Raw genomic sequence first — 1,427 nt, 5'->3', positions numbered from 1 at the left:
TCCGGCACTGCGTGCCACCTTCTCCCACAAGGGGAGAAGGATGGGCCGGTGCTTGCCGGGCCGTCTTGCCCACCCACCAGCCCCCCTTCTCCCCTTGTGGGAGAAGGTGCCCGAAGGGCGGATGAGGGGGCCTCTTCTGCGATTGGCCGCAAGCTACTGGGTTACGCGCGCTCGATGCGTCGCGAGCCCACCGAAGCCGAACTCAAACTGTGGTTGCTGCTCCGAAACCGCCGTTTTGCTGCCTTCAAGTTCAGACTGCAAGTGCCTATAGGGCCCTACATTGCGGACTTCGTTTGCTATTCCGCGCGCGTGATCATCGAGGCCGATGGCAGCCAGCACGCTGAAAACCTACATGACGCAAAACGCGATGCTGAATTGCGTCGTCGTGGGTTCCACCTCCTCCGACTCTGGAACAACGATATCCTCGCCCGTCCCGACGACGTCAGTGAAACCATCTGGGCCACTCTCCACGAGAAACCCCAATGACCGCATCCCTCCTGACACGCCCTGACAGCCGCACCCCATCTCCATGGCCACTCCAACCAAGGAGTGCACACCATGCTTGATCACGTCGGAATTCTCGTCGCAGACTGGAACAAGGCCAAAACCTTCTACGATGCTGCCTTTGCCCCTCTGGGCATCAGCCTCCTGATGCAGGTGCCGGAAGAATATACCGGCGGCGTCAAGGTTGCCGGTTATGGCAAGGGCCATCCTGATTTCTGGCTGACCGAAGCCAAGGACACTGGTCCCGGCCGCCACTACGCCTTCGGCTCGGACAATCGCGCCGCGATCGACGCTTTCTATTCCGCCGCCATGGCTGCCGGCGGCCGTGACAATGGCGGCCCTGGCCTCCGCCCGCACTATAGCGAAAACTACTACGCTGCCTTCGTGCTCGATCCCGACGGCAATAACATCGAAGTGGTCTGTCATGCCCCCGAGTGAGGCCCATACCGGAGGCTGTCAGTGTGGCGCGGTTCGTTTCCGCGTCACACGTCTCGGCCGTCCATCCATCTGCCATTGCCGCATGTGCCAGAAGGCATTCGGCGGCTTTTTCGGTCCGCTCGTCACCGCGCATAACGCCACCTGGACCCGCGGCGAGCCCAAATGGTTCCAGAGTTCGGACGCGGCCCGGCGCGCCTTTTGCGGCGATTGCGGCACTCCGCTCGCCTATGAAACCCGTTTCGGCCTCGAACTGGCCATCGGCGCCTTCGACGATCCCACCGTCGCCGCCCCAGAAGTTCAGGTAAACCCCAGGGACAAGCTCCCCTTCTTCGATACCCTGACGAGCCTGCCCATGCGCAGCGAAGTCAGCGACGAGTGGCGTGACTTCATGGCCGGTATCCATTCCAACCAGCATCCAGACCACGATACGGAAGCCTGGCCGCCAAGGGACAAGAGCTGATGGACCGCTACAGGATGGATGTCAG

At 61.8% G+C, this 1,427-nt stretch carries 3 protein-coding genes; all 3 read left to right on the top strand.

Annotated features, from left to right (window positions below; all coding sequences use genetic code 11):
• Positions 1-486 (top strand): DUF559 domain-containing protein (locus J0I64_RS15320; protein ID WP_291409781.1); only part of this gene is annotated, 486 nt, incomplete at its 5' end.
• A gap of 72 nt (positions 487-558) precedes the next feature.
• Positions 559-942, top strand: a complete 384-nt coding sequence (locus tag J0I64_RS15315; protein WP_291409779.1) for a VOC family protein — start codon at positions 559-561, stop codon at positions 940-942.
• Positions 929-1,402 carry a GFA family protein gene (locus J0I64_RS15310; protein WP_291409776.1) on the top strand — a complete coding sequence of 158 codons (474 nt, stop codon included), beginning with the start codon at positions 929-931 and terminating at the stop codon, positions 1,400-1,402. The genes J0I64_RS15315 and J0I64_RS15310 overlap by 14 nt, the downstream gene beginning before the upstream one ends.
• Positions 1,403-1,427: the final 25 nt, after the last annotated feature.

The sequence above is a fragment of the Devosia sp. genome, assembly GCF_017307565.1.
Classification (GTDB): Bacteria; Pseudomonadota; Alphaproteobacteria; order Rhizobiales; family Devosiaceae; genus Devosia.
The sequence above is the reverse complement of the archived record's forward strand: the minus strand, read 5'-3'. Positions and strand labels throughout refer to the sequence as shown.